Source organism: Clostridioides sp. ES-S-0108-01 (genome assembly GCF_020662285.1).
Lineage (GTDB): Bacteria > Bacillota > Clostridia > Peptostreptococcales > Peptostreptococcaceae > Clostridioides.
On the sequence record NZ_JADGMN010000001.1, the window covers coordinates 253,585 to 279,374 of the forward strand.

The 25,790-nt window shown below is 27.9% G+C and carries 19 protein-coding genes; 13 read left to right on the forward strand and 6 right to left on the reverse strand.

Features of this window, described 5'->3' with window-relative positions; genetic code table 11:
* Window positions 1-56: 56 nt before the first annotated feature.
* Window positions 57-968 carry an RNA polymerase subunit sigma-24 gene (locus IR152_RS01145; RefSeq protein WP_227450005.1) on the forward strand — a complete coding sequence of 304 codons (912 nt, stop codon included), beginning with the start codon at window positions 57-59 and terminating at the stop codon, window positions 966-968.
* A 62-nt stretch (window positions 969-1,030) separates the two neighbouring features.
* Here IR152_RS01145 and IR152_RS01150 read toward each other — a convergent pair whose 3' ends face one another.
* Window positions 1,031-1,408: a PadR family transcriptional regulator gene (locus IR152_RS01150; protein WP_227450006.1), complete on the reverse strand. Its 378-nt coding sequence runs from the start codon at window positions 1,406-1,408 to the stop codon at window positions 1,031-1,033.
* A 266-nt stretch (window positions 1,409-1,674) separates the two neighbouring features.
* Between IR152_RS01150 and IR152_RS01155 the strand changes: the two genes are divergently transcribed.
* From IR152_RS01155 to IR152_RS01175, 5 genes are all read left to right on the forward strand, one after another.
* On the forward strand, window positions 1,675-2,109 hold the full coding sequence (locus tag IR152_RS01155) for a hypothetical protein (RefSeq protein ID WP_227450007.1): 435 nt from the start codon (window positions 1,675-1,677) through the stop codon (window positions 2,107-2,109).
* Window positions 2,110-2,192: 83 nt separating this feature from the next.
* Window positions 2,193-3,356, forward strand: a complete 1,164-nt coding sequence (locus IR152_RS01160; protein WP_227450008.1) for a hypothetical protein — start codon at window positions 2,193-2,195, stop codon at window positions 3,354-3,356.
* A 110-nt stretch (window positions 3,357-3,466) separates the two neighbouring features.
* Window positions 3,467-4,609, forward strand: coding sequence for a peptidylprolyl isomerase (locus IR152_RS01165; RefSeq protein WP_227450009.1), 1,143 nt, complete (start codon window positions 3,467-3,469; stop codon window positions 4,607-4,609).
* A gap of 445 nt (window positions 4,610-5,054) precedes the next feature.
* Window positions 5,055-6,446 carry a peptide MFS transporter gene (locus tag IR152_RS01170; RefSeq protein ID WP_227450010.1) on the forward strand — a complete coding sequence of 464 codons (1,392 nt, stop codon included), beginning with the start codon at window positions 5,055-5,057 and terminating at the stop codon, window positions 6,444-6,446.
* A gap of 230 nt (window positions 6,447-6,676) precedes the next feature.
* Window positions 6,677-8,470 carry an aminopeptidase P family protein gene (locus IR152_RS01175; RefSeq protein WP_227450011.1) on the forward strand — a complete coding sequence of 598 codons (1,794 nt, stop codon included), beginning with the start codon at window positions 6,677-6,679 and terminating at the stop codon, window positions 8,468-8,470.
* A gap of 176 nt (window positions 8,471-8,646) precedes the next feature.
* On the opposite strand, the gene IR152_RS01180 is transcribed toward IR152_RS01175, so the two are convergent.
* Window positions 8,647-10,029, reverse strand: coding sequence for a peptide MFS transporter (locus tag IR152_RS01180; protein WP_227450012.1), 1,383 nt, complete (start codon window positions 10,027-10,029; stop codon window positions 8,647-8,649).
* Between the two features lie 256 nt (window positions 10,030-10,285).
* Between IR152_RS01180 and IR152_RS01185 the strand changes: the two genes are divergently transcribed.
* Together IR152_RS01185 and IR152_RS01190 are read left to right on the forward strand one after the other, a co-directional pair.
* On the forward strand, window positions 10,286-10,633 hold the full coding sequence (locus IR152_RS01185) for a cupin domain-containing protein (protein ID WP_227450013.1): 348 nt from the start codon (window positions 10,286-10,288) through the stop codon (window positions 10,631-10,633).
* A 17-nt stretch (window positions 10,634-10,650) separates the two neighbouring features.
* Window positions 10,651-11,685, forward strand: coding sequence for a DUF6398 domain-containing protein (locus IR152_RS01190; RefSeq protein ID WP_227450014.1), 1,035 nt, complete (start codon window positions 10,651-10,653; stop codon window positions 11,683-11,685).
* A 48-nt stretch (window positions 11,686-11,733) separates the two neighbouring features.
* On the opposite strand, the gene IR152_RS01195 is transcribed toward IR152_RS01190, so the two are convergent.
* On the reverse strand, window positions 11,734-12,435 hold the full coding sequence (locus tag IR152_RS01195; protein WP_227450015.1) for a PTS sugar transporter subunit IIC: 702 nt from the start codon (window positions 12,433-12,435) through the stop codon (window positions 11,734-11,736).
* Between the two features lie 275 nt (window positions 12,436-12,710).
* On the opposite strand from IR152_RS01195, the gene IR152_RS01200 reads away from it, so the two are divergent.
* Window positions 12,711-14,246, forward strand: coding sequence for a hypothetical protein (locus tag IR152_RS01200; RefSeq protein WP_227450016.1), 1,536 nt, complete (start codon window positions 12,711-12,713; stop codon window positions 14,244-14,246).
* Window positions 14,247-14,397: 151 nt separating this feature from the next.
* Here IR152_RS01200 and IR152_RS01205 read toward each other — a convergent pair whose 3' ends face one another.
* Window positions 14,398-15,084 (reverse strand): aspartate/glutamate racemase family protein, encoded by a 687-nt coding sequence (locus IR152_RS01205; RefSeq protein ID WP_227450017.1) that lies wholly within the window; start codon window positions 15,082-15,084, stop codon window positions 14,398-14,400.
* A gap of 125 nt (window positions 15,085-15,209) precedes the next feature.
* Here IR152_RS01205 and IR152_RS01210 point away from each other — a divergent pair, with 125 nt between their 5' ends.
* Window positions 15,210-16,613, forward strand: coding sequence for a PLP-dependent aminotransferase family protein (locus IR152_RS01210; protein WP_227450018.1), 1,404 nt, complete (start codon window positions 15,210-15,212; stop codon window positions 16,611-16,613).
* Window positions 16,614-16,992: 379 nt separating this feature from the next.
* Window positions 16,993-18,261 carry a glutamate 2,3-aminomutase gene (eam, locus tag IR152_RS01215; RefSeq protein ID WP_227450019.1) on the forward strand — a complete coding sequence of 423 codons (1,269 nt, stop codon included), beginning with the start codon at window positions 16,993-16,995 and terminating at the stop codon, window positions 18,259-18,261.
* A gap of 92 nt (window positions 18,262-18,353) precedes the next feature.
* Here eam and IR152_RS01220 read toward each other — a convergent pair whose 3' ends face one another.
* Complete coding sequence (locus IR152_RS01220) at window positions 18,354-18,710, reverse strand: hypothetical protein (protein WP_227450020.1); 357 nt, start codon at window positions 18,708-18,710, stop codon at window positions 18,354-18,356.
* 151 nt (window positions 18,711-18,861) lie between these two features.
* On the reverse strand, window positions 18,862-19,956 hold the full coding sequence (locus IR152_RS01225) for an AI-2E family transporter (protein ID WP_227450021.1): 1,095 nt from the start codon (window positions 19,954-19,956) through the stop codon (window positions 18,862-18,864).
* Between the two features lie 494 nt (window positions 19,957-20,450).
* Here IR152_RS01225 and cspBA point away from each other — a divergent pair, with 494 nt between their 5' ends.
* Together cspBA and cspC are read left to right on the forward strand one after the other, a co-directional pair.
* A complete protein-coding gene (cspBA, locus tag IR152_RS01230; protein ID WP_227450022.1) occupies window positions 20,451-23,846 on the forward strand; it encodes a bifunctional germination protease/germinant receptor pseudoprotease CspBA in 3,396 nt (1,131 codons plus the stop codon).
* 9 nt (window positions 23,847-23,855) lie between these two features.
* Complete coding sequence (gene cspC / locus IR152_RS01235) at window positions 23,856-25,529, forward strand: bile acid germinant receptor pseudoprotease CspC (protein WP_227450023.1); 1,674 nt, start codon at window positions 23,856-23,858, stop codon at window positions 25,527-25,529.
* Window positions 25,530-25,790: the final 261 nt, after the last annotated feature.

The following is a 25,790-nucleotide window of genomic DNA, read 5'->3' on the forward strand; positions in this document are numbered from 1 at the left end:
GTTTTATAATCTTAATAGATAAGAAGTAATAATATAATGCTAAGAAGGTATATAATATGAAGAAAAAAATAACTTATAAAAATAATTTGCAAAAGTATGGAATGAGTGAATATCAAAAAATACATGATTTGGTATATGAATTACAAGCTGGTTCAAAAGATGCAGCACAAGAGCTAATTAATTCGTTTAGAACAATGTTAAATAAGTATATTTCTTTAATAGTGTATGGACAATATTCTATAGAAGATTACTCAATAAGAAGTTTTATTAAATTATTTGTAGAAGAAGAAAATGAACGATTGAAATTAAATTCATATTTTGTTAATGGTCATGGTCAAAGGGTTGCAGATAAGACTGTTGCAAAAATAGTTGGTATATTTTCAAATAATGATAAAGAAGACATACAACAGGAGATATGTGCTATTTTTTTATCGATGTGCCATAAATATAAAGATACAAAGCCGTCTTTTCACAATTATATCAAGAGAAATTTTCATTATTATGTTTTTAGACATTTAGAAAAATTATCTAAAGACCCTATAGCAAGAGGTCTATATTATCAGAAAAAAATATGCAAGATATATGATTCTGACCAACAATTACCTATAGAAGAAACTATTTGTGATAAAAATGCACAAAAAGAAATAGACGAAGTGCTCGATTATGTCGAGCTTTTTTATAATCTACAGTTGTCGATTGCAATAATTGAAAAAGATATGGTTATAAATATATATGATGATGAATTTTTAAATAATAATTGGATTAATGGAATTACATGCTCTAATATATTTAAAAATCTTACAATATTTGAAAGACGGATACTAGTAATGTGGTATATGAAGGATAATACTGATTCAGAAATAGCAGAGATGTTTGGGTTTTGCAGAGGTACAATAAATAAAAAAAGAGCTTGTGCAAAATCTAAATTGAAAAAAGCTGTTAGATTGATTAATTGCTTAAGTGAATGAGAATTATTACTGCTATGAAATTTAGACCACTCTAACAACTTGAAGAGTGGTCTTATTGAGGATTATTCTAATTCATTTGCAATAGTATTATAAAAATTTGCTGATTCTATTAGCATCTGTTTAAAGTCTGTAGACCTTTCATTGTAGTAGATTCTTCCTTTTTCAGTTATCTTATAGAGTTTTTTACGTTCTTTTTTAGTTGCAACTTCAATAAGACCTTTTGTAAGCATTTTTTCTATTATTGGATACATAGTTCCATTGCTAGGTTTCCAAGATAAATTAAAACTACCTATATAATCTGTAACTTCCTTTCCATAAACACAACCGTCTTTTTTTATCATTAAATTTAACGTGTACAGCTCTAAAAATATGCCACTAGAAAATTTATTGTCATTTTCTTTTGTATTTACCGCTTTCATACCCATTGTCGAATATTTCATATGTTTTCTCCTTTTAAATATTATTTTTATAAATTCTGATAGAGTTATTAATAGACAATTTACATGATAAATAATTTACATTATGTATTTGAATAATATAATTGAATCTACACTATGAATTTTGGCTTATATATTTTATATAATTTTTACATGTACTTGATTATTATTATATAACATCAAACAGTCGCAAACAACAATTAATAAGTTATAAGATATTTACTTTTATGCTATAAATAAAATTTTAAATAAAGGAATGGTGAATAAATATGTGTAATACAAATATACAAGAAGAAACTATTTTAGAACAAATAAAAAAGATAAATGAAGAAGACAACAAAATTGTTACTAATATAGTAGATAATTTTATAAATAAGATTTATGATGAAATTAATAATAATGAAAACTTTAGTTTAAAACATGGTTTTTTAATTGTAGGAAAATTATTAGTTATTTTAGCACAATCATTATGTGATAATGAAGAACATTTTTCGAAGGAATGTGATGAAGCAAAAGACATGGTTTTAAACAAGATTATGGAAGCTATTATGCCAAAAGTTGATTGTGGAAAAGTTATTGATGAAGATTTTGACATAGAAAATTTATCAATAAGAAGAATAATGCTTGCACTTGGAATAGCCATAGATTACATTATGTGGAAAACTGATTTAGCAAAAAACTATCAAGAAAATAATATTAAGTAGCTATATACTAAATAAGAGTTTTGACAAAGTAATATTTTATATGGCAATATAAAGAGTATAGAAAGTATTAGGAGGAACATTGAGTGTTAAAAAAGTTATTTGGTATTATGAAAAAAAGACAAAAAGTTGATGAAGCAAAAGAAGAAGGTGAAATAATATTAAAAAATGGAGAAGGATTATATAAAGAAGAGTTTATCGAAGAAGAAAAGATATTAATTGATAAAAAAGGAATTGTAAATAAAGAAGATAAAGTTTTAGAACAAGAAACATTTCTATATAATGAAGATGACAAAATGCTAGTTAATAAAGATATAGCATGTTGTAATAAAAGCGAGAATTCATATATAAAAGAAATAAATATTAATACTGATAATAAAACGTTGAATAAAATGGAAACAGTAATGATTGATAAATACATATATGATGGAGATATAGTAGAAGAAATAATAGATAAAGATTTATTAATTAATGAAGAAACTATAGAATTAGATGAAAAAGAAATATTTATTACTGAAGAAAAGATGAGTATACATAAAAAAGAAGTGTCGATTGAAAATAAAGAAGCAGATTTAAAAAAATTTGAAGAAAAACAGATAAAAGAAACGAGTGAATACTTAACAGAAGAAGATTTAGATTATATAAAAGAAATAAAAATAAAAAGGGGGAAAAGTATAAAGGCAATAAACTTGTATACTAAAGAAGAGCAGATTTTCGATACTCATATACAGTGTAGTAAAACCCTTAAAATACCATTAGGATATATAAGAGAAAATTTAAAATATGGATATATGGATTACTTTGGAGATGCAATAAACTATTTAAGTAAAGTGTTAAATGTGGAAGAGTACTGTAAAAATGAATGGAGCTATTTAGAAAATAATAAATCTCCATCTGAGATATTTAATATTCTCAATGATAAAATATTTAGTACAAGACTTTCTGATAAAAAGAGAAATGAAATTTTGACCAATGATAAAATTGAAGCATTAAAAATGAATTATAAATTTGAATGTATTGACGTAGAATATGATGAATATTTTAAAAAATATAAGTCTATAATCAAAAGAGGTGGAAAGAAAAAGATTGAACTAGTAAATAAAAAAGGTGAAGTATTAGAGATATTTAAGTCTTTAGAAGAATGTTCTATTTATTTACAAAAAGAAAAAAATGAAGTTATACAGATGTTAAAGTATGGAGATACAAAAGTAGGAAGAAATTTTATAAGATATAGTTTGAGAAATATTTAATTTCATTTTAAATTCATGAGAGTTTCATTTCTGATTCACACATTTAATATTATTTTAATGTAAAATAATAAAAGTGAAGTATTGTACAATCAAAATTAAGGAGGATATTAATGTCTGAAGAAAAAAATCCAAAAGAAAATCCATTAGATGAAATTAAAAAATCAGATAATGTAAGTTCTAAAAAAGATGATGTGTCAGATGAAAAGAATACTGATAACAAAATTAAAAAAAGAGAGGTAAAACTAAATAACAAAACACTTAAAGCAGTTATAGCAATTGTTGCAGTAGGAGCTATATGTTTAGGTGGAGGTTATATTTTTGGCAAAGAAGCTGGAAGAAAATTGCCTGCTACTTCAAAACGCTATAATAGCAATGAAGTAGTGGCTACTATTGGGGATAAAAAAATAACAGGTGAAATGTTAAGAAAGAGAATGGAGCCATTATTTTATTTAAATGCAAAAACTACTATGACTGATGATGAAATACGTTCATATGAATCAAATATGATTGAGACTATGATTACATCTGATATATTATCCTCTGAAGCAGCAAAAGAGAAAATAAGTATAACTGATGACGAATTGGATGCTCAGTATAATAATTTAATGACTAGTATAGAATCTGCAATGGGGATGACTAAAGAAGAGTTTTTAAAACAGTTTGATTTGACTGAAAAATATATAAAAGATGATATGAAAAAAGAACTAGTAGCATCAAAATATTTAAATGAAAAAGCAAAAGTTACTGATAAAGAAGCAGAGAGTTATTATAATAAAAACAAGAGCAATTATTTACAAGTTAGAGCCTCACATATCTTAATAAAAACTGTTAATGATAAAGGTAAACAAGTTAGTGATAGTAAAAAAGCTGAACTTAAGAAAGATGCTGAGGAAATACTTAAAAAAGCCCAAGCTGGGGAAGATTTTGCTACTCTAGCCAAAAAATATTCTGAAGATAGTAGTGCAGAATCAGGTGGAGATTTAGGTTTCTTTGGTAAAGGTCAGATGGTGGAATCTTTTGAAAAAGCAGCATTTGCATTGAAAAAAGGAGAAACATCTAACAAACTTGTAGAAAGTGATTATGGATATCATATAATTAAGAAAACCGATGAAAAATATCAACCATTTGAAGAGATAAAATCCGATTTAGTAAGTAGTCTAACATCAGAAAAACAAAACCTACTTATACAAAATCTAAAAGAAAAGTATAATGTTAAAATTACGGATAAATATCAAATGAAAGCTAAAGAATAGATGAAGTTAATTTATTAAAAAAAGAAAAATTTGCTATATGATAAAAGCTATTTTTGCTCTCAAAATAGAGAGTCTAAAATAGCTTTTATTATTTTGTAGTAAAATCCATTTATATATATGAATTGATAAAGAAATAACATGCAAAAAAACGTTAATAAAAAATATTTCAAATTTGAATTCTTTAAATAAAAATTAAAAAAATAAGCAAAAAAGAATTAAAGGTTTAAGATATGGTTTAAATATATGTATATTAACATTTTTGACTGAAGATACTAAAAAAATAATATTTTTCATAATTTTAAAAAATATAATAAAGAAATGAAAATACTGTTGATAACCTATTGAGTAAACATAAGAAAGATGATATTATAAGTATGTACTAAAATGATTAAAGCAATTTTAGTACTAAATTTAATTATAAAAACAATAAGGGGGGCGTTTTTTTATGTCAAATACGGAAAGCGTATCTAAAAAAGGTGGTCATCCGAAGAGTTTTTGGCTTATTTGCATGACAATTTTATGGGAAAGATTTAGTTATTATGGTTTAACAGCTTTATTGGTATTATTTTTTACAGCAAGTGTAGCTCAAGGTGGTTTAGGTCTTTCTACTCAAGAAGCGACATCTATGTATGGATTATTTACAGGTCTTATATATCTTACACCATTAGTTGGTGGTTGGTTAGCAGATAAAGTTTTAGGTCAACAAAAATGTATTTCTATAGGTGCACTTTTAATAGCAATAGGTGACTTCGTACTATTTGCTTCATCTACATCTATTTCAATGGTTTGGGTAGGCCTATCAATAATCATTTTAGGAAATGGTTTTTTTAAATCAAGTTGTTCAAATATAGTTGGGGATATATACCCTAAAACTGATGTGTCAAGAAAAGATGCAGCATACAGTTTATTCTATATGGCAGTAAATGTAGGTGCATTTATAGCTCCAATAATATGTGGATTGCTTTCTGACAATATATTTGCAGTAAGGGGAGCAAGTGGAGATATAGTATCTTATGGATATAAGATGGCATTTTTAATCTGTGGTATAGGTATGATGTTAGGTATGGTTATATTTACACTTTTTGCACCAAAATTATTAAATGAAGTTGGAAAATATCCTGTGACTAAAGGCAATAAAGGTGAAAAAATTGAGTATGGACCACTTACTAAGTTGGAGAAAAATAGGATAATAGCAATGGTTGTTTTATTTTTATTTGTGGTCTTATTCTGGACAGCATACTATCAAACACAAAGTTCGTTTATGATTTATGTAAGGGATAATGTAAATAGAACTCTATTTGGATTTGAAATGCCAGTAGCATGGCTTACATCACTAAATGCTATATTATGTGTTGCTTTATGCCCAGTATTAGCTGCACTATGGGTTAAATTATCTAATACAAAAAGAGGTGATTTCTCTATTCCAGTTAAAATGGGATTAGGAATGATAATAATGGGTGTTGGTTTTATAGTTATGGTATTTGCTACATTAGCTAATGGTCCAGATGGAATGGTAAAGGCTAGTATATTGTTTATAGTGCTGACTTATATATTTACAACAGTAGGTGAATTATTCTTATCTCCTATAGGACTTGCGATGTTTAATAAATTAGCTCCAGCTAAGTATGCTACATTATCTATGGGAGCATGGTATCTAACAAGTTTTTTTGCAAGCTTATTATCAGGAAAGATTGCTGGTTTTACAGCCACACTTGGTTTTCTACAGATATTTGGAGGAATAGCAGTTATCTTAATAATATTTGGCTTAATATTATTGGGAATAAGAAATATATTAACAAAATTAATGGCTATGGATTTACTAACAAAAGAAGAATAATTCATGTTGAATTAGTATAAATATAAGGAAATTACATTTAAATATAAAATAAAATGTAATTTCCTATTTAATTATGAAAAAAGCTTTATGTAGATAGATATTATAATTAAAATTATAATTATTAAAATTAGAGTATATAAGATTTATATAAATTATATGAAAAATATTTATGTAATAAGTTTTACATACTTATATATTTAGTTATTTTATTATTTTAAGGAGGTCTTGTTGTGAATATAAAAGATAGATTAAGTGGATTAAGAAGACTTATGGAAGAAAAAAATATAGATGCCTACATGATTCCATCTTCTGATAATCATCAAAGTGAATATGTAGGAGATTACTTCAAATCAAGAGAATTTATATCAGGATTTAATGGTTCAGCTGGTACAGTTATTGTTACTAAAGATGAAGCTGGATTGTGGACAGATGGAAGATATTTTATACAGGCAGAGTCTCAACTAGAAGGAAGTACAATAAAATTATTCAAAATGGGGCAAGAAGGTTGCCCAACTACAGATGAATATTTGTATACAAATATTCCTGAAGGTGGAACTTTAGGCTTTGATGGTAGAGTTATATCTGCTAGAGAAGGAGCTACATTAGCTGAAAAATTATCTAAAAAAGGTATAAAGATAGAATATCAATATGATTTAATAGATAGTATATGGACAGATAGACCTGCTTTATCAGATAGTAAAGCGTTTTTATTGGATGTTAAATACTGTGGAGAAAGTTTTAGCTCAAAGTTAGCTAGATTAAGAGAAAAAATGAGTGAAAAAGGTACTTCTACTCATGTAATAACTACTCTTGATGATATAGCATGGCTATTTAACATAAGAGGTGGAGATGTTAAATATAATCCGGTTGTACTTTCTTATGCAGTAATAACTTTAAAAGAAGTATATCTGTTTGTTGATGAAAGCAAATTAAATGAAGAAATATTAAATGAACTAGCTAAAGAAAATGTTCAAATAAAGCCATATAATGATGTGTATGAGTTTGTAAAAAATATAGACAAAGCTGAAAAAGTTTTAGTGGATGGAACTAAGCTTAGCTATACAATTTACAATAATATACCTTGTGAAGTTGAGAAGGTTGATGAATTCAACCCAGTAATGTTCTTTAAAGCTCAAAAAAATGAGATAGAATTAGAAAACATAAGAAATTCACATGTAAAAGATGGTGTAGCTTTCACTAAATTTATGTACTGGTTAAAGAAAAATGTAGGTAAAATAGAAATCACTGAGATAAGTGCTACTCAAAAATTAGAGGACTTAAGAAGAGAGCAAGAAGGTTTCTTTGAGCCAAGTTTCAACACAATTGCTGCGTATAAAGAACATGCTGCAATGATGCACTATAGTGCAACTCCAGAGTCAAATTATAAATTAGAAGCAGAAGGATTATTTTTGGTGGATTCAGGTGGACAATATTATGATGGAACTACTGATATAACTAGAACTACAGTTTTAGGACCTATAAGTGATGAATTAAAACTACACTTTACTTCTGTAGCAAGAGGAATGATAAATCTTTCTAAGGTTAAGTTTTTGCATGGTTGTAGAGGATATAACTTAGACATATTATCTAGAAGTTGTATGTGGAATATGGGAATTGATTATCAATGTGGAACTGGACACGGTATAGGATTTGTGTTAAATGTTCACGAAGCTCCAAATGGATTTAGATGGAGAGTAGTACCTGAAAGATTTGATAGTGCAGTTCTTGAAGAAGGAATGGTAACTACTAATGAACCAGGTATATATATAGAAGGTTCTCATGGTATAAGAACAGAGAATGAAATCGTAGTTAGAAAAGCTGAAAAGAATTTCTATGGTCAATTTATGGAATTTGAAGTTGTTACATTAGCTCCTATTGACTTAGATGGTATAGTTCCAGAATTAATGAATCAAGATGAAAAAGATTATTTAAACTGGTATCATAAACTAGTTTATGATAAAATATCTCCTTTCTTAACTGATGAAGAAAGAGAATGGTTAAAAGTTTATACTAGAGCTATATAGTTTGTAACTGGATATAATAAAAAGAGTGTGTCTCAAAATGAACTTTTTAGTTTATGAGGCACATTTTTTTGTATGAAATAAAATATATTTTTATCATTTCAACAATGAAAAAGAAGCTTATCGCTAGTTTGAGACAGCCCCTTTTATGATATCTTTTATTAAGTTTAGAAAAAATTTTAATTTGATAATTCTACTAATTTTTTATTCATTATAAGCAGTATAAATCCAAATATCAATAAAAATGATGGTATAACTATGAATACTTGTAACATACCTAATTGGTCTATAATAGCTTGTGTATAACCAGATAATTTATTTGCTGCAAATTTACCTAAAAACCAAACACCCATTAGGAATGAAATATACTTTTCAGGTGAAAGTTTATTTACCATACCATATCCAACTGGAGAAAAGCAAATTTCTCCTATACTTTGGAATGTTAAAAATCCAACTACCCAAAATACACTTGCCTTATGAATTGAATTGGGGTCTGTTCCTGTTTGCATAACTGCTACTATCATGAATAAAAATGCTATAGCCAATAGTATAAAACCTAAGCTCATCTTTTTAGGTACACTTAAATCACCTTTTTTAGTTTGAGATAATTTTACCCATACTAGAGCAGATATAGGTCCAAGAATGACACAAAGGAGACCATTGTATGAATCTATCCATGAAGTAGGGATTTGAAAATTGCCAACAGTAAGATTTATGTGTTCCTTTGTATAGAGTGCAATAGACATAGAGGCTTGGTTATATGCTATCCAAAAAAATACTGTAAAGAAAGCTAATACCAATATTACTATTATTCTTTTTTTTTCAATCAAAGTTAATGGCTTTGAAGCGAGCATTTTCTTATATTCCAGTGCTTTTTTTATAGATTCTCTCCCATTACTGGATTCATTATTTAAAGGTTTATAAAACTTTTTGTTACCAAATACAAAGAAGAATAAACCTATTAGAACTGTAATTGATGAAAATAAGAATACATATCTATACCCATACATGCTTATAGAGGCTCCACTTTTTACAGCTAACCATTCATTAGCAACTAAACCACATATTAAAGGTCCAAATAAAGTACCTAGATTAGTAGCCATATATGTAATAGAGAAAGCTCCATCTTTTCTTGGGTCATCATTGGTATATAAATTTCCAACCATAGTATGTAAGTTTCCTTTATAAAAACCTATTCCTAATCCAGATAAGAATATCATGATGTTTATATCCATCTTACTATTTGCTATGTATCCTAAAAAATAGCCAATTGAAACCATTATCATTCCAAGTATTATACAGTTTTTAGGACCTAGAAATCTGTCACTGACCCATCCACCAATAACTGGAGAGAAATAAGTCCATGCTAAAAAAGATGCAAGCATTGATGCGGATTCTGCTGGTGTTAACCCTAAACCACCTTTGGAGACTTGTTCAGCTAAAAATAATAATAATACCAATTTCATACCATAGTATGCAAGTCCCACAAAAGTAAATATTGAACAGCAGAAATATAAATCTTTAGGTTGTTTAAGTTTTTCTTGAGTTTTTAAAACTGACATATGTCGAGAACCTCCAGATAAATAATTTAACAAAATTTTACCATACTATATGAGTATATGTTTTTTTCATAGGGACGTCAACTTATGAGATAATTTAATTAAGTCGAAATATATGTAAAAATAGTATCATTTTTGTGTATTCAGTAATATTTTTTTATGATAATATATGTTATTATTATATTAAAATACAAACATATTATGGAAAGGATATGCCAATTTAGCAGTTCGATTGATTGTTTGGCAGGTGAGATGAGCTATGATAAGAAAAAAATCTGAATTACAAGTAGAAGTAAAAGAAAATTTAAATGGTGGTATTGGAAAGGTTAAGCTTGAAAACATAATAAAAAATGAAGAGCTTAAGGGAAAAGGAAGATTATTTAAAAGAATAGCTTTACCAGTAGGAAGTTCAATTGGTGTGCATGACCATACAACAGATTTTGAAGTATATTATATACTAAAGGGAAAAGGTAAAGTATTTGATAATGGGGAATTTGTAGAAGTAAATGAGGGTGATGTAGTGTATACAGCTGATGGCGAAAAACATTCTATAGAAAATATAGGAGAAGAAAATCTTGAGTTTGTAGCACTAGTTTTATATATGTAAAATATGGAGGAGGAGTCATGACAGGCAAGATAGAAGAAATTAAGGACAAGATAAATAGATTTTGCAACTCCAATTTAAATCAAGAATACAAAGATATAAGCTTTAAAATTTTGCAAAACCTTTTAGATAATAATAAAGAGATAATTCATTCTTCTAGAGCTGATATATGGTCTTCAGCTATACTAAATATAGTTTTAGAGCAAAATCTTTTATATAATAAGAAGCATCCACTACATATAACAAAAAAAGAGTTTTCAAAACAAATAGGTGTTTCTTTAAATACTATAAATAATAAATCGTCTTTAATAAAAGATGTTTGTAGTATTGACTTTTTAAATCAAGATACTATAGCTATTTCTAATGTAGAATTTTGGGTAAAAGAGACCAATTCCAAATCAAAGTCTGTAGATTTAGATTTAGAAAAGAAGAAAATACTATATAAAAGATATATTAAGCTATCACAAGATGCGAATAGTGATATTGAATCAATTAGGTATATGGAGGAAGCTGTAAATATCGGAAAAAGTATGATTACTAAAGAAGATAAAGAACTTGGATTTTGGAAAGGTTTATCTACTAGAGCCTATATGATAGCACTTGAATCTCTTGCTAGGAAATTAGAAAGTATTAATAATTTAGAGGAATCCAAAAAAGTATTGGAATATTTAATAGAAATTAATCCTAGTGATGAGCAAGGAATAAGATATAAATTATTAAATATATTAATTAGATTAAATGATAGGACTTCAATAAATAAATTATTTGAACTTTATAAAGAAGAAAAATCTGCTACATGGATGTACAGTAAAGCTCTTTATTACTTTAAAAATAAAAGTATGTTTTTGGCAAATGATTCTATTAAGATTGCTAGAAGTAAAAATAAGTATGTTGGATTGTATTTATTAGACTGGCGAAATGCTTTTGGTAGAGAATTTGTTACAGAAGAAGAAAAGGCAGAAGCTGTATATTACTATGATGAAAACATAGTGATTTGGAATGAAGTCAAAGGTTCTATGGATTGGTTATTAAAAAAAATGTTGGAATTTTCATAAAAAAAACTACTCCTTACTTTTATATAAGTAAAAGGAGTAGTTTTTAATTTATACATCTAGTTTTAAATCTTCTGGTTTTATTAAACCTTTTTTTCTCATAAATTCTGAAATCAACAAAGTTACAATAGCAGGAAGTATAAAGTTAAGTAAAAATATACCAACCCACATAGATATACCTCCTTTTCCAGCACTTTGCATAGCAGTCACTGTTCCAAATTGTCCAACCAATCCACAAGTACCCATACCAGAACCAATAGGGATATTTTCCATTTTGAATATTGTTGTAGATAATGGTCCAAGTAATATTGAAGCTACCGTCGGTGGTATCCAAATTTTCCAATTTTTTATTATATTAGGGACTTGTAACATAGAGGTACCAAGACCTTGTGCCACAAGACCACCCAAACTTAGCACCATACAAATAGCTGCACTACTAATAGGTAATGTAAGAGCTGTTCCAACAAGTGCACAAGAAAATAGTACAAGGGGAGGTGCTTGAAGTCCATATGCAATAGCCACTGCTATGGCTGGACCTGTAGCTTGTTTAGCAATAGGACTTATAACTTCAGTAAAAAGAGAAATATTGAAGTTATCTCCTAATGTATTAAAAATTGTTCCAATTAAAAGGGAAGAAAAAAGACCAAATGCCATATAACTTAGTGCATCAATAAGATACCTTTGAACAGAAATTTCAATGTTTTTTCTTTTAATAAATAATTTGAAATTTCTTTTTTTGTAATTGATTTCCAATTCAAAATCCTCCTCATATAATATAAGTATAAATTTCTTTTGAATTAATTATATAACTTTTCAGCTGACAAGACAAATGTTATTTCACTAAAATTAGACTATTGTAATAGTAAGAAATTAACAGTAATTTTAGTTTTAAATTTTAAATTTATGGTTTATAATTAATATAGGGATATTCTGAAATATAATAATTTTCCAGTTTATCCCAATATTTAACTTAGGTAGATTGCTTACAAAACAAATGATTATATATTAGGCTAAAAGGAAGTGGATAGATGAGATTTGTAGAAAATAAGAAATACAGAAAAATTGCCATAATTATATCTATTCCTATATTGCTTGTTGCGCAGTACTACCTTTTTAAATTTGGAATACTTAGACCAATGGTAAAGGGAGTAGAAATCGAAATTGTAGATGGGGAATATGTTAAAGATATAGATAAATATGTAGTAAAATTAAATGAAACAGTTACTTTGTCTACTGGTGAATATATTAAGGTTCCTTCATATGCTAAAGAGCCAAATATTTGGTTTAATGTATTGGATAATTCAGGAACTTTGAAAATAGATGGAAATAAGATGACAGCATTAAAGGTTGGGTATTCTTCTGTGGGTATTATGAAAAATTCAAGAGTATTAAAAAAGGCTACCATAAAAGTAGTAGACCCAAAGGTAGAGTCACTAGATATGGAGATTAATGGAGATTTAAGACATGTTGGTGATAGTGCTACTATAGAAAGCACAGTAGAAGTTGATTATGATAAATTTAAAAAATCATATAAACCAATTTATAAGAGCAGTAATGAAAATGTTTTAAAAATCAAAGGAAATAAAGTAAGTGCAGTTGGAGTTGGGAAGGCCACAATATATGCTAAGTGTGGAAATAAAGAAGTTGAGAGAACCTTTAGAATTCAAGCTAGAGTTGCTGAAATAAATATGAATGATATAAAAATAGAGGTTGACCAAAATGAAAAACTAAAACCAGATATAATAACTTCTCCACCTGGTTTAGAACCACCAAAAATATATTATGAGTTAGTAGATTCAAAATTACCTGTAGAAAGAGCAATAAGTCTAGGTAGTGATGGAAATGTAGTAGGACTTAGAGAAGGTAAAGATAGAGTAAGGATAACTTGTGGAGATAAATCTAAAATAATAACAGTAACAGTAGTCAAAGAAACTATAACTAATGACTATATACAAAATTTAGTTGGTTCGCATAAAATAGTAAATAATAAAGTCATTATTAAACTTGAGTGGGATTATATGAAAGGTGTCTTTGATTATGATATATATCTTAAAGACAAATTGTCAGGAGAATCATTTAAGAAATTTAAATCTATAACTATAAATGAAAGTGATTTGGGAAAATCACAAAAGGTATATGCTACTATAGAAGTAGATATGAAAGATAATCAAAATGTAGATTTTGATATTTATGTTGTAGGTAAAAAGGATTCAGACACAACTAAACCAAGTAATATAATAAATATTAATAATGGAAATGGAAGCTCAAATAATGATAATAATATTCAAGATATGAAAGTTGAAAATATATCGGCTAATGTTGATAGAGATAATAATGTTATTAGAGTTAACTGGAGTAGTGTATCTCATAAGGATTGTACTTACAGTATATATGTGAAAAATAATACTAATGGAGAAGGAGAATTTACTCTATATCAAAGTGATATACAAGGTAATGAGCATACTATAAGTATTCCTGAAGGAGATTTAAATCTAGATATTTATGTTGTTGCAAATTTGGATGGAAAAAACTCTCAAAATAGTGATGTTATAAATGTAAGATAGATTTGTGCACAAATTAAGAGTATCAATTTTGTGATTTATTGGAAAATTAAACCTAAAAAAGAGGATAGTATGAGGAGAATCATACTATCCTTATTTATATAGGGGTTTCAAATTTTCAGTTTAAAAAGTATTTTTTATTATTAATATCGTTTTAAATTGACTTTAATGCAGCTTCTATTGCATGTATTAGGGTTGTATCAAACAGTGGGATAGAAGTGTCATTTTGTTTAACTAGAAGACCTATTTCTGTACATCCTAATATAACACCATCTGCACCTTGCTTGCCAAGCTTATCTATAATAGATAAGAAAGCCTTTTTTGAAGAATCAGATACAATTCCTACACAAAGTTCGTTAAATATTGTATTGTTTACTATTATACGGTCATCTTCATTTGGAATTAAAACCTCAATCCCATTATTAATAATTATATTTTTATAAAAATCTTGTTCCATTGTATATTTAGTACCCAATAAAGCTACTTTTTTTACTCCTTTTTCTTTCAATACTTCAGCAGTTACATTTGCTATGTTTAGTAATGGAATATGTATATTTTCTTGTATTTTATCTGCTACCTTATGCATAGTATTAGTACATATAACAATAAAATCTGCCCCTGCACTTTGTAATTTAATTGCAGCATCAGATAGAATTTTAGCACTTTTTTCCCAATTTCCACTAGACTGGCATTCTTCAATTTCTTGAAAATCTACACTGTAAAGTATACATTTAGAAGAATGTAGTCCACCTAATCTTTCTTTTATTACTGTATTAATAACCTGGTAATATGTAATGGTACTTTCCCAACTCATACCACCAATTAAGCCTATAGTCTTCATATTTATACCTCTCTTATTCTGTTTATTTTGAAATAGCTATTTACAAATACAAGTATAGCATTTAAAATATAAACATACAATAATAAAATTGTATGGAGGACAATTATATTAAAAGGAGTAATTATATGCCAATAAATTCATTTAAAAACTATCCTATGACATGGAAGCCAAAATTAAATAATCGAAAACCACCGATATATAAAACTTTGGCAATGTTATTGGAAGAAGATATTAAAATGGGAAATTTAAATCCTGGAGATAAGTTACCACCACAACGAGAATTAGCAGATTTTTTGGATTTAAATTTAAGTACAATAACACGTGCATTTAAGCTTTGTGAAGAAAAAGGGTTAATATGTGCAAAAGTGGGAAAAGGAACTTTCATTTCTTCTGATGTAAATGTAAGTAATACATTGTTATATCAAACAGAATCAAAAGATATAATTGAACTAGGTACAGTACACCCTCCATACGAACAAAATACATATATTATTGATTTTATTAAAAATGTATTAAAACAGCCAGAAATGGATAGATTTTTGCAATACATGTCTCCTTCTGGTACATATATGCAAAAAAAATCAATTGCAAAATGGTTAGAAAGAAATAATGTATATACTAGTGAAGAAAATATAATACTATCTACAGGAGGACAGAATGCTATATGTGCAACTTTACTGGGACTATTTAAAGCTGGTGATAGGATTGCTACAGATTCTTTGAGTTTTTCTGGAATTAAGTCAATAGCTAAAATGATAGGCATTCAATTGATTCCAATTCCTCAGGAAAATAATGAAATGTCAATTGAATCTCTTGAAAGTTATTGTAAAAATGAAAATATAAAAGGTATATATCTTATACCAGACTATCATAACCCAACAACACATTCTATGTCTAATTTGTCTCGCAAAAAAATAGCAGAGATAGCAAAGAAGTATAATATAATAATTATTGAAGATGCAATAAATAGTATTCTTAGACCTAATATACAAACCCCTATATTTTCTTTAGCTAGCAACAATACTGTATATATTTTTAGTACATCTAAGTTTTTATGTGCTGGTCTTAGAATAGCATTTGTAGTTGCTCCAAAACACTATATAGAAAACTTAGAAAAGGCACTATATAACATGAATCTAATGGTTTCTCCATTTACTGCAGAAATAGTACACCGTTTACTGTATTCTCCTATTATAGATAAAATTATAGAAGAGAAAAAAGATGCTATTGTAGAAAGAAATGAAGTTGCTGATAAAATTTTATCAGACTATAATTTAATTGGTGATAAAAATTGTAGTTTTCGCTGGTTACTTCTTCCTGATGAATTAGATGGAAAGTCATTTGAGATATGTGCAAAAAAACTAGGAGTTCAAGTATACTGTGCCGAACGTTTTTCAGTGGGAAATTCTACTGTACCAAAAGCAGTTCGTATTTGTGTAACAGCTCCAAAAGATGTAGAGGAATTGGAAAAAGGGCTGAATATAATAAAGTCACTTCTTAAGAGTCAGAGCTATTTCACTATGATTTAATTAAATAAATAAAAAAGCGGAGAAATTTATTATAATAAACCTTCGCTTTTATTATTTAATAAAATACTTTAATTTCTATTAAAGTTTTAACTTGAATAATCTTGAAAACATAATCGTTTTATGATAAAATAATTCTTAAAAATAGAAAAAATTAATCATTTGTTAAAAAAAATGCATAATATATTGTAATTTATTGACGAAAGCGTAAAAATTTTCATAAATGTGCAAACTAATAAAAAAAATGCAAAAATTAATTCAATTTCATTTGTTATAAAATCTATATGGCAAAATTAAATCTGCCTATCAGAATGATATAAACATTTCAGAAAGGAGGATGCTATCAAATAATATATGTAGTTAATGTTGATAGCAAAAAATTATGAATGAACAAACTAGAATATCCTTAGAGAGAGCTGCTGAACTAAAATCAAAAATTGATGATTATATTCAGGCTAGAAAAACGATTAACAGAGGTCTTGAAAAAGAAGAAGAGATAAATAAACGAAAACAGAAAATATTAAGTATATTAAATGGAACAGAAAAAGATTGGAATAACTATAAATGGCAATTATCAAATAGAATAACAGATGTAGATACTTTATCAAAGATTATAACTCTAACTAAAAAAGAAAAAGAATATATAAAAGAGGTAGGTACTCAATTTAGATGGGCAATATCTCCATATTATTTGAGTTTGATAGACCCAGAAGATATATGTGACCCAATAAAATTACTGTCCATACCAACGCATATAGAACTGGAAGATGAACAAGATGACTTAGACCCCATGGGAGAAGAGTACACGAATCCAGCTGGATGTATAACTAGAAGATACCCCGATAGATTAATAATAAATGTAACAAATGAGTGTGCTATGTATTGTAGACACTGTCAAAGAAGAAGAAATATTGGGCAACAAGATTCTCATAAGTCAAAAGCTATTATCCAAGAATCTATAGACTATATTAGAGAAAATGAAGAAATAAGAGATGTGCTAGTGACAGGAGGAGATGCTCTTACATTAAAAGATGATTATTTAGAATGGATTCTTAGTCAACTTAAAGAAATACCACATATTGATTATGTTAGATTAGGAACTAGAACTCTTGTTACAATGCCACAAAGAATCACAGATGAATTTTGTAATATGCTAAAAAAATATCATCCTATATATATAAATACGCATTTTAATCATCCAATGGAAATAACTAAAGAATCTAAGGAAGCATGTGAAAAACTAGCAAATGCAGGAGTTCCATTAGGAAATCAAGCAGTATTATTAAATGGTATAAATAATGATAAGTTTGTAATGAGATGCTTGAATCAAGAATTACTAAAAATAAGAGTAAAACCTTATTATATATTTCAAAGTAAACATGTAAAGGGAACAAAACATTTCAATACATCAGTGGATGATGGTCTTGAAATCATGGAGTATTTAAGAGGATATACATCAGGAATGGCGATACCAACATATATAGTGAATGCTCCAAAAGGAGGAGGAAAGACTCCTTTGCTTCCACAGTATCTTGTATCAAAAGGAACAGATTATGTTATGCTTAGAACATGGGAAGGTAAAGTTATAAAAATGGAAGATGAACCTGCTGTAGATATAAAGAAACTTATAAAAGAGCAGGCGCAGGATTAAAAAATAGTTAAAGTGTGGAAAAAGAAACAACTTTAAAATAAAAACAAAATGGATGACAAATTTATACCAAATTTGCATCCATTTTTTATTAGTTATTTATTATTTTGTTGTTGATTAACTAATTCAAGATATCCACTTGGGTGGAAGTAATATATCTCAGAAGTATTTTCATTTATAAAGTAACCAATGTCACCATCTGCATCTGGTAAAAATACATAACCATTAAGATTTTTAGCTTTTAATGCTTCAAAGTCGCTAGCATTTCCTTGATATATGTAATCAACTTTATTGTTGTATTTTACTAAAAGTTCTTTAGCTTGTTCTTGAGTCAATTTAGTATTTTGGTTTACAGGAACATTCTTTTGAGAATCGGCATAAGAAGATTCATTTACTGGTGCAGTTAATAACAAACAAGATAAAACTAATAAAGATATAAGTACTTTTTTCATACTAAAACCCTCTTTCGTATTTTAATTATATAAGATTCATTACTTAATAACATTGTATGTTTCCTATAATTAAATATTACCATTAAAGAGAATAATATTACAGTTACACAGCTGTAACCTTTGATTACAAAATCGTAATTAAATTGTGTTTTTATTCCATTTGTATTTTATCATGTCTACGATTTACAAATTCACAGAAATATATCTTTATGACACCCATTACAGGAGCGGATAGAATCATACCAGGTATACCAAAGAATCCTCCACCAACAGTAACTGCTAGTATTGTAAAAAATGGGCTAAGACCTAGTTGTCCACCTACAATTTTTGGTTCTATAAATGTAACTTCAACTTGTTGAATTATTATTAAATAAATCAAAGAAGTTAAAGCAGTTGTTGGATTATAGAATAAATTGATTATTACAACTGGTGCCATACCTATTACTGGACCAAAATATGGAACCATATTCATGATACCCATAAGTGTACCAAATAATAGTGCATATTCAGATTTCAAAAAGTAAAGACCAATTCCAGAAAGTAATCCAACGATAAAAGAATCTAGAATTTTACCTGTAAAATACTTACCAATATTTAAGTTCAAACTCTGGCACAATTCTATTATAAAGTCTCCATATTTTTTACCTAAAGAAATGTAAATTACTTTCTTTGTAAATAGTAAGAACTTTTCTTTTTCTAACAATATATAAAAACAAATTATAAAACCTAAAAGAAATTGTACTATAAATTTTCCGACAGAAAAAGTAGTACTGAATATCCCACCAAGTGAGCCAATAAGTAAGTTACTAAACTTAGGCATTACGCTCATAATTTTGTCACCGTATTCTTTTAATGTATTAGGGTCTACTGATTGTAAACTTTTACCTAAATCAAATAAAAACTGCTCTGTTTTATCTATATATGTAGGAACTTGAGTTACTAAATCAGCCAAACTGTTTACTATGGATGGTACTGTAAATAATATAAAAGATACTAGTATGATTATGAGTACACCATAAGTAAGGAGTAACGAATGTATTCTCTTAAAGTTTAGTTTACTTTCCAAAAGTTTTACTAATGGATTGAATATATATGCTAGTATAAATGCTATTATAAATGGTGTTAGTAGTGACATTAATAGACTTATCACCCCAAAGAAATATTTGTAGTTATCAATAAGCTTAATCAAGATATATGAAACAACTACAGTAAATACAATATTTAAATAAATTTTTTTATCTTGCAAAATGACACAACCTTTCTTATATTTGTTAAATTTAGATATACTTAAATTTAAGTTCAAGTTAATATTTATAGCTTATTATACAATAAAAAGCAGTATTAATATAGTATGATTAATATAAAATTATAAATACATGAAAGCTTTATATTTATGATAAAAATTAAGTACATTATGTTTACTTATAACTTAAATTGAAAAAAGTGATATTTTTTATTAAAGTAAGTTTTTTGTAATATAAATTTTGAGTAAAAAGCTATCTTTCATTGTTTTTAAAAATATACATTTCATTTAATTATGACAAATAAATATAAAATTTAAAGATTTTAGAGGTGATTTTATTTAGGTATATAATTTTAAGAGTAATGATATACAAATATACTGTATTATTATAAATATCTCTATTATAAATTGCATGATTGAACTTTAAAAATTATATACTCTGATACATTTTAGAACTATAGAAAACATATACATTAATAATAATTTTAAAAATCGAGGTGATTATAATAAATTATGAATTAATTGTAAAATATAATGGAGATATATTGAGATTAGAACAAGAATTAGGTGTATCAGTAGAGATACTTAATCCATCATATGCAATAATAACATCAAGTAATGAAGAAGATATAAATGCACTTTTAACTTATCCAGAAATTGAATTTATAGAAAAACCTTTTATATTACAAACTCAGGATGTACAAAGTTTTTCAAGTACAGGAATAACAGGTTTTAAAAATAGAACTGGTTTAACTGGAAAAGGAACTATAATTGGTATAATCGATTCGGGTATAGATTATACTCTACCTGTATTTAGAGATAGTGATGGAAGGTCTAAAATATTATATTATTGGGACCAGTCTATTCAAGGAAATCCACCAGAAGGTTTTAGAGAAGGTACATTATATACTAATGAAGATATAAATAATGCAATAGCTGGAAATATGTATATACCGATTTCAACAACTAGTTTACATGGTACACATGTTGCAGGCATTTGTTCAAGTATTGCAAGTGATGCTAGGATAATAGTGGTAAGAGTAGGGAATATACAGACAGATGTTTTTTCGAGAAGTACAGAATTTATGAGGGCAATTAAATTCATTTTAGACAGAGCATTAGAATTAAGAATGCCTGTTACATTAAATATAAGTTATGGAAGTAATGAAGGTTCACATAGAGGAACATCCTTATTTGAACAATATATAGATGATATGTGTTTGTTTTGGAAAAATAATATAGTTATAGCAGCTGGAAATAACGCAGATAAAGGTGGTCATAAAAGGATTAGACTTCAAAATAATACTACAGAAGAAGTTGAGTTTGTAGTTGGAGAAGGAGAACGTATATTAAATGTAAACATATGGCCAGATTTTGTTGATGATTTTAGTGTACATTTAGTAAATCCATCAAATAATCAAACACAATCAATTTCTCTAACTTCAGGTGAAATAAGAAATAATTTGGGGGAAACCAGAATAACAGGTTATTTTTATCCTATAGCTCCATATTCTCTTACAAGAAGAGTTACTTTACAATTGAGTTCAAATACACAGATAACCCCTGGTTTATGGAGAATTGTATTTGAACCAATAGACATAGTAACTGGTAATGTAAACATATACTTACCAACTTCTGAAGGATTAAATAGAAATACAAGGTTTCTAATTCCTACTCAAGAACTTACTGTAACAGTTCCTGGGACAGCAAGTAGAGTTATAACAGTGGGTAGTTTCAATTCAAGAACAGACATAGTATCTATATTTTCTGGAGAAGGAGATACACAATTAGGTGTATTTAAACCAGATTTATTAGCTCCAGGTGAAAATATAATATCTTTTTTACCAGGAGGTACAAGTGGAGCATTAACTGGAACAAGTATGGCTACTCCTCATGTCACAGGAGTTTGCTCTTTGTTTATGGAATGGGGAATTGTAAATGGAAATGATTTGTTTTTGTATTCTCAGAAATTAAGAGCATTACTTTTAAGAGGGGCAAGGAGATTGAGCAATCAATCTTATCCAAATAATTCATCAGGCTTTGGATTTTTAGATTTATCAGATATAGATTTGTACACTCTATCTAGTATAAATCAGGACTTAGAAGCAGAAGACCTTGAATATAGAAGTACTAAAAAGTTATTTAAAGGTGAAGAAAATAATTATAAAGCTATAGATGGTTACAATACGAACACAAAAGATGAAATTAGACAAGAAAGTTTTTATCATGAATATATGAAGAGACAAACAGGGACTTTGGCAGGAATAAATATAATTCATACTCCTGAATTTGAAAGTGAGTTAAATGCTCTAGGCATGGGTTTTGATTTTTTTAAATTAAGTGATTCTCTAGGTGTATTGCCTATAAATGCTGATGATTACAATAGTATACAAAGGATACTAGAACTTCCATCAATTATAAGGTCAGAATCAACTATAAAAATGTCCTTGCTTGGAGAGATTAATCAAGGTACTTTTGGAGGTGTAGTTGCAACAGAAGAAATAGGTGTAAATTTCTTTAAAAATAATCCAAATATTACTATAACGGGTAGAGGTACCATTATAGCAATTGTAGATACAGGAATAGACTATTTACACAGAGATTTTATTTATCCAGATGGAACTTCAAAAATAGTATATTTGTGGGACCAAACAAAAGATGGAAATCCACCAGAAGGTTTTTATATTGGAACGGAGTATACACGAGAAGATATAAATAGAGCTATTGCAAATAATGACCCTAGTCTATCTCAAGATGAAGTTGGTCAAGGAACTATGTTAAGTGGTATATGTGCAGGGCTTGGAAATGTAAATAGTGAATATGCAGGTATAGCAGAAGAGGCTGAACTTATAATAATAAAACTTGCTAAGATAGATGGTTTTTATAATAATGCAATGTTATTTGCTGCATCTCAGTACGCATATAAAAAAGCTTTTGAACTTGGAAGACCAATAGTTATAAATGTATCTTTGGGTAGTAGTAGTTTGGTTGGTTTAACTAATAGAAGTAATAGTGAAAAAGCATTTTTTACTAGAGGGCTATGCATAACAGCAGGAGCAGGAAATGAGGGAAATACTCAAACACATACATCTGGTAGGATACCACCTACAGGTTTTGTTGATATCGAGTTGGAGTTAAATGAAGATGAAGAAGAACTATCATTAGAACTTTGGTTAAATAAGCCAGATAAGGCAAATGTAATAATAATATCCCCTTCAGGTGAGGAAAGTAAAAGTGTTGGTGTATCAAGTTATAATAGGATTACAGGTTTATTTGATTTAGAAGGAACTGAGTATTTTATAACGTATGTATATCCAACTACTTTTTCAGGTCAGCAGTTTACGAATATTACTTTGAGAAATGCTAAAAGAGGAGCATGGAAAGTTAGGTTAATTGGAGTTTATATTATAAATGGAATATACAATTTATACCTGCCAAACAGAGTGTTTTTAAAAAGTGGAACTAGATTTAGACAGGTTGATCCTTTTTATACTATAAATTATCCTGCTGTTCAGGATGATTTAATAACTGTAGGGGCCTATAATACTATTAATAATAGCTTATGGCAAAGTTCATCAAGAGGTCCAACTATTGAAGATAGATTGAAGCCAGATTTAGTAGCACCAGGAGTTAGTATAATAGCAGCTTACCCTGGAAATAGGTATGCAACCATAACAGGGACAGCAGCAGCAAGTGCACATGTATCAGGTGCAGCAGCAATGTATTTTCAATATACTTTTGTTGACGGTAGATATCCAAATCAAGCATATGTTCAAAAACTAAAAACATTTCTGCAAGCTGGAGCTAAAAAAGATTCGAATACAGTATATCCAAACACAAGTGCTGGATATGGAGCTTTGGATGTTAGAGGCATGTTTGATGTTTTAAGGTAGGAGGGTTTTATGGAAAAATCTTATTGTATAATTTATCAAGGTGATATAGAAACTGCACTTCAAGAAAATGGAATAAATAGGTATATGGTCTTAAATAGTCAGCTTGCAGTAATATATGTACCTATAGATTTTGATGAAACTATTTTAAATAATATATTGCAAGTTGCTTGGTGGGAGGAATCTGCTCCAATGAGCAGTCTAATTGATATAACTAATAATGTAGATAATGGAGAAACTATTACAACAGCAGCTGAAACTGAGTATATCTATGAAAATCCATATAATGATATAACAGGAAGAGGAATTTTATTGGCAGTTATAGATTCTGGTATAGATTATTTGCATCCTGACTTTATAAATGCCGATGGAACCAGTAAAGTTTTATATTTATGGGACCAAGAAGCAAATACAAATTCGCCTCCAGAAGGTTTTATTTTTGGAAGTGAATTTACAAGAAGTGAGTTAAATACAGCCATAAATAGAAATGATAGAAGTTTAAGTCAAGATAATATAGGTACTGGAACTTTAGCTTCCGGTATACTGGTTGGAAATGGAAGAGTAAACTCACAGTATAGAGGTATTGCTACAGAATCAGATTTAATAGTGGTGAAATTAAAATCATATATTGGTACTTATTATGCTGGAAGGATAAATTACAGTGTTTCAGATTTTTTAGCAGCTATAACATATGTTACCAATATAGCAAGAACAGAAAATAAGCCTCTGATAATAAATTTGACCATTGGAGTTAAGTCAGGTGCTGTAGCAACTACCTCAATATTAGATACATTTAATATATTGAGTAGTGCTGGTGTGGTAGTAGTGAGTGGTGCAGGAAACCAAGGGAATACAGATATTCATTATTCTGGAAGTTTTAGCCGTGTAGGTGAGGTTCAAGATGTAATAATACAAGATGGAGATGACTATACACTTGATATAACTTTAAACACGAATGGCCCAGATAAAATAGGAGCACAAATAATATCTCCTTCAGGTGAAGTTAGTCATGATATAAGATATTCTCCAGATTTTTATATATATAGAGGAAAATTTAATTTAGAAAATACTACTTATGCAATGCGATTTATTTATCCTTATATTACTTCTGGAAAAGAAAATCTGGAGATGAGATTAAGAGATATAAAGCCTGGTGTATGGACTTTAAGATTAACTTCAGAACTTGTAATCGGAGGAGGATATGACATATACTTGCCAAATAAAAACTTGATAGCTCAAGATACAAGATTTTTAGACCCTGATTCAATAGCTACGATAACTATGTATGCTGCTAGTGATGATGTAATTACAGTTGGTGCATTTAATAATAAGACTGATAGTATGTGGATTGGTTCTTCAAAAGGACCAATTAGAGGGAGAGGAATTAAGCCAGATATAGTAGCTTCAGGTGTAGATATAATATCTACATATAAAAATGGAACATATAATACAGGTACAGGTACAGGAGTGAGTAGTTCTATAGTAACTGGCGTTTTAGCTTTATTAATGGAATACTTAGAAAAACAAGATAATATACCGAGATTAGCACTCTTTACGCAAGTTTTAAAAACGTATTTGATATTGGGAGCTACAAAACTTGATATATATACATATCCAAATGTATCACAGGGATATGGAATTTTAAATTTAAAAAATACAATTCAACAGATAGCAAATACTCTATAAATAAAAAATTATATAAAATTATACTTTATGAATAGTTTAATTTTATAATAAAGTCTATATAGTCAAAAAATAGAATTAGAAATAAATACGAAAATTAAAAATACAGTTCTATATTATTTGTATATGAGATAAACATTTTGTATACAAATAGATATAAATTAAGTTTAAAAACATATATTATTGATTTAAAAATCATTATAATTTTGACTTATGAATTTAATTTGAAAAATTGCTAAAACTATTACAAAATAAATAATAGAG

Coding starts and splice junctions, on each gene's coding strand:
- IR152_RS01185 (WP_227450013.1), top strand. CDS start 10,286: ATGATAAGAAAAAAATCTGAATTACAAGTAGAAGTAAAAGAAAATTTA.
- IR152_RS01145 (WP_227450005.1), top strand. CDS start 57: ATGAAGAAAAAAATAACTTATAAAAATAATTTGCAAAAGTATGGAATG.
- IR152_RS01165 (WP_227450009.1), top strand. CDS start 3,467: ATGTCTGAAGAAAAAAATCCAAAAGAAAATCCATTAGATGAAATTAAA.
- IR152_RS01210 (WP_227450018.1), top strand. CDS start 15,210: ATGCCAATAAATTCATTTAAAAACTATCCTATGACATGGAAGCCAAAA.
- IR152_RS01150 (WP_227450006.1), bottom strand. CDS start 1,408: ATGAAATATTCGACAATGGGTATGAAAGCGGTAAATACAAAAGAAAAT.
- IR152_RS01180 (WP_227450012.1), bottom strand. CDS start 10,029: ATGTCAGTTTTAAAAACTCAAGAAAAACTTAAACAACCTAAAGATTTA.
- cspC (WP_227450023.1), top strand. CDS start 23,856: ATGGAAAAATCTTATTGTATAATTTATCAAGGTGATATAGAAACTGCA.
- IR152_RS01190 (WP_227450014.1), top strand. CDS start 10,651: ATGACAGGCAAGATAGAAGAAATTAAGGACAAGATAAATAGATTTTGC.
- IR152_RS01220 (WP_227450020.1), bottom strand. CDS start 18,710: ATGAAAAAAGTACTTATATCTTTATTAGTTTTATCTTGTTTGTTATTA.
- eam (WP_227450019.1), top strand. CDS start 16,993: ATGAATGAACAAACTAGAATATCCTTAGAGAGAGCTGCTGAACTAAAA.
- IR152_RS01205 (WP_227450017.1), bottom strand. CDS start 15,084: ATGAAGACTATAGGCTTAATTGGTGGTATGAGTTGGGAAAGTACCATT.
- IR152_RS01200 (WP_227450016.1), top strand. CDS start 12,711: ATGAGATTTGTAGAAAATAAGAAATACAGAAAAATTGCCATAATTATA.
- IR152_RS01155 (WP_227450007.1), top strand. CDS start 1,675: ATGTGTAATACAAATATACAAGAAGAAACTATTTTAGAACAAATAAAA.
- IR152_RS01170 (WP_227450010.1), top strand. CDS start 5,055: ATGTCAAATACGGAAAGCGTATCTAAAAAAGGTGGTCATCCGAAGAGT.